Raw genomic sequence first — 6,001 nt, forward strand, 5'->3', positions numbered from 1 at the left:
CGGGTCGTCCCTCAGGAGCTCTCGAGGTCCAGGACGATCTCGTCGAGCGGCGACTCCGCGGTGCCCGGCACGGTGGCGTCCTCGGGCACGTCGGCGGTCTCGACGACCTCGAACTCGTCATCCACGACGGCCATCCCGGCGTAACTGGACTCCACGGTGCCGACGACGGTCTCGCTGTGCGCGCCACAGCCGTGCGTCAGCGCCACGACGCGACCGTCGTCAGGGGCCAGAGCGTTGGCGCAGACGCCGAAGAAGCGCCCGAGCCCGCCGGCCAACGGGGCGAAGAAGCCGCAGTCGGCGCAGCGGCCCGGAGCGGCCTTGGCGATCGGGGCGTCGGGACCGGCCGGCCCGTCGTACCAGCGCTCGGCGGCGTCGGCGCGACCCTCGAGCGACAGCACCCGCGGCCGGCCGAGGCCCAGCTCGCGGTGCAGGTCGAACGGCAGCGGCTCGGCGTCGACATCGGCGTACGACGGGACGAGCCGCGGGTCGTCCTTGCTCGGAGGCAGCAGGTCCCCGGGCGAGAGGTCGCCGGGCTGGACGCGCTCGCTCCACGGCACCCAGGCGGGGGCCAGCAGCGCGCCGCTGCCCGGCAGCAGCACCACCTCGTCCACGGTGACCTGCTCCGCGTCCTCGGCGCGGGCGACGGTGACCGCCCAGCGCCAGCCGCTGTAGGCGGGATCGGTGCTGGCGAAGGAGTGCGTGACGACACGTCCGCCGTCGACCGGGACGACCTCGGGCTCCGTGCCCAGGTGCTCCCCGACGGCGGTCCCGGCGACCTCCACGGCGGCGGCCCGGGCCAGCTCAACGGCCGCGGCGCAGGCGCGGTCGAGTCCGTCCGCCGGCGGCCGGTCGGTCTCGGCACTGATCACGGCAGCAGGCTCCTCGGAAGCGGCGGGGGCGGACACGGCGGGCGGCGGCAACGGGACCGGCGCGTCGCCGGCCCCTCGAGGGGACTGGTCGCGTGGTCCGGCCAGCACGCCGGATACCTTCTTCCCGACGTCCCGCAACCTGCGTCGCACACCTGGCACAGGAGCAGTCTCCCAGACGCCGCCCCCGACCTGATCCGGAGCACCGATGACCGCCCGCCGCCGCCTGCTCGCGGCCGCCTCCGCGACGTTCGCGCTCGCCGCGCTGACCGCCTGCGAGAAGCCCGCGCCGCTCGTGACCGTCGTCAGCGGTGGCGAAAGCGTCTACGCCGAGGCCGTCGCGTTCTGCTTCGACGAGGGCAGCACCCTCGACAGCGGCACCTGCGCCACCCGCCACGAGGGGGCGACCCGGCTGTCCGTGCGCGCCGGCGACAAAATCGGTGTCGACGTGGACAAGGAGCTGACCGATCGCAGCTGGCAGCTCACCCTGGTGGACCCGAACTCCCCGGACAGCCCGCAGACGTCGCCGACCATCGTCGACAACCACTACTTCAGCTTCACTGCGCCGGGGCTGGCCCCCGGCGGTCGGCTGATGCTGGTGGTCCAGACGCTGGACCCGGCCCAGCAGCCGACCGGCGAGTGGCAGTTCGAGCTGATCCCGCGCGCGTAGGGCAGGCGTGTAGGGCAGGTCAGCCCTCGAGCTCGTCCGCGACCGCCCGCAGGATCTGGGCGACCCGGGCGCCGGCGTCGCGATCCGGGTGCTTGCCCCGGCGCAGCGACGGCTGGACCCGCGCCTCGAGCAGCTTGATCAGGTCCTCGACCATCCCCTGCAGCTCCTCCGGTGCACGGCGGGCCGCCGCCAGCGTGGGCGGGGCGTCCAGGATCGCCAGCGCCAGCGCCTGCTCCCCGCGCTTGCCGGCGGCGACACCGAACTCCACCCGGACGCCGGCCTCGAGCCCGTCGGTCCCGGGCGGCAGCGCCGACTTCGGGACGAACACGTCGCCGCCGTCGTCACGGGACACGAAGCCGAAGCCCTTGTCCTTGTCGTAGAACTTGACCTTGCCGGTGGGCACGGAACCTCGTCGGGTCGGTGGGGCATGACGGTCCCAGGTTACGTGCCGCACGAGGCCCGGCCCTCGAGATCTACGCTCGGCACGTCCGGAGACGAGCAGGAGGTGCGGCGTGCGACGAGCCCGTCCTCGGTGCGCCCTGGTCGTCGGGCTGCTCACCTGCGCCTTCGTCGTCGTCGGGATCCTGCCGGCCGGCACCGCCGGGACGGCCGGCACCGGGTCACCGGCGCCCGCCCCCTCTCGTACGCCCGGCCTCGCGCCACCGCTCGAACAACCGTTCCTCGTCGCCGAGGGCGTCGTACGACGGACGCTGGCGTACGGCTCGGCCGGCCTGCAGCAGACGGTCGACGTGTTCACGCCCGAACAGGGGCCGCTGCCACCCCGGCCGACGGTCCTGCTGGTGCACGGCGGGGGCTGGCAGATCGGCGACAGCACCGAGTGGGAGCGCGAGGCCGTCGAGCTGGTGCGCGAGCGGGGCTGGACCGCTGTCTCGCTGAACTACCGGCTGGCGCCCGCCGCGGCCTGGCCGGCGCAGCTCCACGACGCGAGGGCTGCCCTGTCGCTGCTCCGCGGCCGTGCCACCGAGCTGGGCATCGACGTCGACCGGATCGGGGCCATCGGCGACTCGGCCGGAGGGCAGCTGGCCGCCCTGCTCGGGCAGGCCGGCTCCGGGCGGGAGCCGCTGCGGTCGGTCGTCACCTGGTCCGGCGTGAACGACCTGGCCGGGCTGACCCAGCAGCCGAGCTCCGGCGGGTGCGCGGCCGCGACGGGCTGCACCTACCGCGCCCTGTCGGCCAAGGTGGTCGGCGATCTGATGGGCTGCGACCCGACCGGCTGCCCCGACGCCTACCGCAGCGGCTCGCCTGCCGCGGCGATCACGCCCGGGCACGCGGCGACGCTCGCGCTGGGCAGCGAGAACGAGCAGATCGACCCGCGGCAGGCGTGGGTCATGGACGCTGCCCTCAGCCGCAACGGGGTGCCCAGCCGGGTGCAGATACTGCCGGGCACCCTGCACGCCCGCGGCTACCAGATGGTCGCTTGGCCCGCCAGCCTGCGCTTCCTGGCGGCGACGCTGACCCCCGAGCTCGCCTCCGCCTATCCCTCCCCGGCCGTGCAGGTCACGCTCGACCTGCCGACCCGCGGCCAGGCCCGCGCCGGGCAGCCGGTGCGGCTGAAGGGGGTCGTGCGACCCCGGCAGCCCGGCAGCAGCATCAGCCTGCAGGTCCGCCGCCCGGACGGGTCCTGGCGGACCGCGCGGCTGGCCCCGCTGCGCGGCGGCGCGTACGACACGTACTTCGACCTGTCCTGGACCCCCACGGCCCGCGGCACGACGGTCTGGCGGGCGGTGTGGCGCGGGAGCGGCACGGTGGCCGCGACCTCGCCGCGTGCGGTCGTGGTGCGGTGAGCGCCCGACACGCCGGCTCGGGCCGGGCCCAGCCCGGGGAGCGGCTGGTCCGCGCCGGTGCGCTGCTGTTCGGCCTGGGCGTCCTCGGCGTGCTGGCGGTCCTGGTGCCCTACCTGCTCGGGCGCGAGGACGCCCCGCTGTGGTCGACGCTGCTCGCCTCACTGATGCCGGTCGGGCTGGGGATTTCCCTGCTGGGGCTGCTACGGGGCGCCCGCGCCCGCCGCCGGTCCGCCCGTTAGGACGTCGTTCATCGATCCGGAGCGGAACTCCCGGGCGGTCACGGACTGGAAGCCCGCGACGCGCACGACCGCCAGCGCGGTCTCGTCGCACCGGGCCAACGCGGCGCCGTCCAGCTCGACCCGCGCCGCCCCGCCACCGAGGTCGCGCACACGCAGGTCGACGACGGTTCCGAGGTGGTCCCGCAGTGCCCGCTCCGCCCGGTCCACCCGCGCCAGGCCTGCGGGCGTCACCTGCAGCCCGTACGCGATCCGGCTCGCCAGGCAGGCCAGCGCCGGCTTGTCCGCGGTGACCAGGCCCCACCGGCGCGAGGCCGCGCGGACCTGCGCCTTGGTCAGCCCGGCGTCGAGCAGGGGGGTCACCGCGCCGCGCTCGGCGGCCGCCCGAAGGCCGGGCCGGAAGCCGGCCACCGCGTCGTCGGCGTTGGTGCCGGTCGCCACGGCGGCCAGCCCGAGGTGCGCCGCCAGGGGCCGCAGCGTGTCGAGCAACGTGGCCTTGCAGTGGAAGCAGCGGTCGGCACCGTTGGCGGCATAGCCCTCCCGCGCGAGCTCGTCGGTGCCCGGTGTCACGTGCCGCACCCCCAGCGAGGCCGCGAACGTGCGAGCCGCCGGCAGCTCGGCGGCGGCCAGTGAGGGGCTGACGGCGGTCGCGGCGACCACCCGGTCGACACCGAGCACCCGGACCGCGGCGGCCAGCAGGAAGGCCGAGTCGGCGCCGCCCGAGAACGCGACGAGCAGCCCGTCCAGCGGTCGCAGGGTCGCCTCGAGGGCACCGAGCCGCGCGTCCAGCTGTGGGTCGGCGGAGTCCGGTCGGGCGGAGTCGGTCGGTCGCACGCCCGGCACAGTACGGCGGCTCAGCCCTCCCCCGCCTCCAGTTGCTGTCCCGTCCCGCTGCGCGTACGGGCCCGGCGCGACTCGGCGGAGTCGGTGTCGACCGGCGCCTCCGCCGGAGCTGCGGGCGGCGCCGTCCGTGCGCCCGCGCGCGGCGCGCCGCCGGAGCCGGCATCCTCGGCGCCCGAGGCGGCCGACCCCTCGTCCACGCCTTCGGAGGTGACCAGCAGGTCGTCGTCCGGGTTCGTCATGCCGTCGACCTTCCCGACCTGCCGGGCGTGACACCGGCGACTAGCCTGGACCGGATGGACTCCGCTGCCCGCAGCCTGGCGGACTGGCTGCGCAGCTGGCCCGACGAGCGCCTCGCGGCTCTCCTGGTGGCCCGTCCCGACCTGGCCGTCCCGGTCCCGCCCGACGTCGGTGTGCTGGCGGCGCGTGCCGCCGTACGACTGTCGGTGCTGCGGGCGCTCGAGCAGCTCGACGCCTTCACCCTGGCGCTGCTCGACGGCCTGGTGCTGGCCTCCGGCAGCGAGAACCCCACGTCGTACGGCGCCCTGGAAAGCCTGGTCGGTGCGGCTGCCACGGACGCGCAGGTCGAGCGTGGGCTCGCACGGCTGCAGGGCCTCGCGCTGCTGTGGGGCCCGCTCTCGGCCCTGCACGTCGTGGGCCCGGTCCGGGAGGTGGTCGCGCCGGCTGCCGCCGGCCTCGGGCGGCCGGTCGCGACCCTGCTGGCGCGGCTGCAGCCCGCGGATCTCGCCGCCGTCGCAGCGACGCTCGGGGTGTCCGGGTCCGGCGGGATCTGCGAGCTGTTCGACGACCGGGCACGGCTCGGCTCCCTGCTCGCGTCGTGCGGCGAGGAGGAGCGGCGGGTGCTCGACACACTGGCAGCCGGCCCGCCGCTCGGACAGGTCAAGGACGCCCGCCGGCGCAGCCTGCCCGGCGCAGCCGGCTCCCCGGTCCGCTGGCTGCTCGCCCGCGGGCTGCTCGTGGCCGTCGACAACGACACCGTCGAGCTACCTCGCGAGGTCGGGCTGCTCGTCCGCGGCGGGCGCGCGCTCGGAGCCCTGTCACCCGAACCGCCGCCCCTCGCGGCCGCCGCCACCACCGGCACGGATCCGACCGCCGCGCGCAGCGCCGCCGAGGCGGTGGCCAAGCTCGAGGCGCTGCTCGAGTCCTGGGCGGCCAACCCGCCGTCGGTGCTGCGCGCCGGCGGGCTCGGAGTGCGTGACCTCAAGCGCAGCGCGAAGGAGCTCGACCTGCCGGAACGTACGGTGGCGCTGCTCGTCGAGGTCGCCGCGGCTGCCGGGCTGCTCGACGCGACCCCCGGTGCCGAACCCGAATGGGTTCCCACGACGGCCTTCGACGGCTGGCTGGCCGCACCGCCCGAAGCGCGCTGGACGGCGCTGGTGAGCGCCTGGCTGGCGATGCCCCGGCTGGCCGGGCTGGCCGGGGAGCGCGACGACCGCGACAAGGTGCTCGCGCCGCTCGGGCCGGAGCTGGAACGGCCGGGCGTCCCCGCGGAGCGCCGGCGGGTCCTGGAGCTGCTCGGGACGCTCGCGCCCGGCACCGGCCCCCCCCCCCCCCCCGGGGGGG

8 protein-coding genes are annotated in these 6,001 nt (G+C 76.3%); 4 read left to right on the top strand and 4 right to left on the bottom strand.

The features are described 5' to 3' along the window. Positions 1-11 precede the first annotated feature (11 nt). Positions 12-869, bottom strand: a complete 858-nt coding sequence (locus tag WD794_05685; protein MEX2289803.1) for a DUF3027 domain-containing protein — start codon at positions 867-869, stop codon at positions 12-14. A 205-nt stretch (positions 870-1,074) separates the two neighbouring features. Here WD794_05685 and WD794_05690 point away from each other — a divergent pair, with 205 nt between their 5' ends. Next, positions 1,075-1,536, top strand: a complete 462-nt coding sequence (locus tag WD794_05690; GenBank protein ID MEX2289804.1) for a hypothetical protein — start codon at positions 1,075-1,077, stop codon at positions 1,534-1,536. Between the two features lie 19 nt (positions 1,537-1,555). Here WD794_05690 and WD794_05695 read toward each other — a convergent pair whose 3' ends face one another. Further along, entirely contained in the window at positions 1,556-1,939 is a 384-nt protein-coding gene (locus tag WD794_05695) for a cold shock domain-containing protein (protein MEX2289805.1), read from the bottom strand. 109 nt (positions 1,940-2,048) lie between these two features. On the opposite strand from WD794_05695, the gene WD794_05700 reads away from it, so the two are divergent. Then, positions 2,049-3,341, top strand: a complete 1,293-nt coding sequence (locus tag WD794_05700) for an alpha/beta hydrolase (GenBank protein MEX2289806.1) — start codon at positions 2,049-2,051, stop codon at positions 3,339-3,341. Continuing rightward, positions 3,338-3,580 carry a hypothetical protein gene (locus WD794_05705; GenBank protein MEX2289807.1) on the top strand — a complete coding sequence of 81 codons (243 nt, stop codon included), beginning with the start codon at positions 3,338-3,340 and terminating at the stop codon, positions 3,578-3,580. Before WD794_05700 ends, WD794_05705 begins: the two co-directional genes overlap by 4 nt. On the opposite strand, the gene WD794_05710 is transcribed toward WD794_05705, so the two are convergent. Both WD794_05710 and WD794_05715 read right to left on the bottom strand, forming a co-directional pair. Further along, positions 3,542-4,411, bottom strand: a complete 870-nt coding sequence (locus WD794_05710) for an ATP-dependent sacrificial sulfur transferase LarE (protein ID MEX2289808.1) — start codon at positions 4,409-4,411, stop codon at positions 3,542-3,544. The two genes, WD794_05705 and WD794_05710, sit on opposite strands and share 39 nt — an antisense overlap. Before the next feature lie 20 nt (positions 4,412-4,431). Beyond that, a complete protein-coding gene (locus tag WD794_05715) occupies positions 4,432-4,659 on the bottom strand; it encodes a hypothetical protein (GenBank protein ID MEX2289809.1) in 228 nt (75 codons plus the stop codon). 54 nt (positions 4,660-4,713) lie between these two features. On the opposite strand from WD794_05715, the gene WD794_05720 reads away from it, so the two are divergent. After that, on the top strand, positions 4,714-6,001 hold a 1,288-nt coding region (locus tag WD794_05720), incomplete at its 3' end, for a DNA-binding protein (protein ID MEX2289810.1).

The organism is Mycobacteriales bacterium (assembly GCA_040902655.1).
Taxonomy (GTDB): domain Bacteria; phylum Actinomycetota; class Actinomycetes; order Mycobacteriales; family SCTD01; genus SCTD01.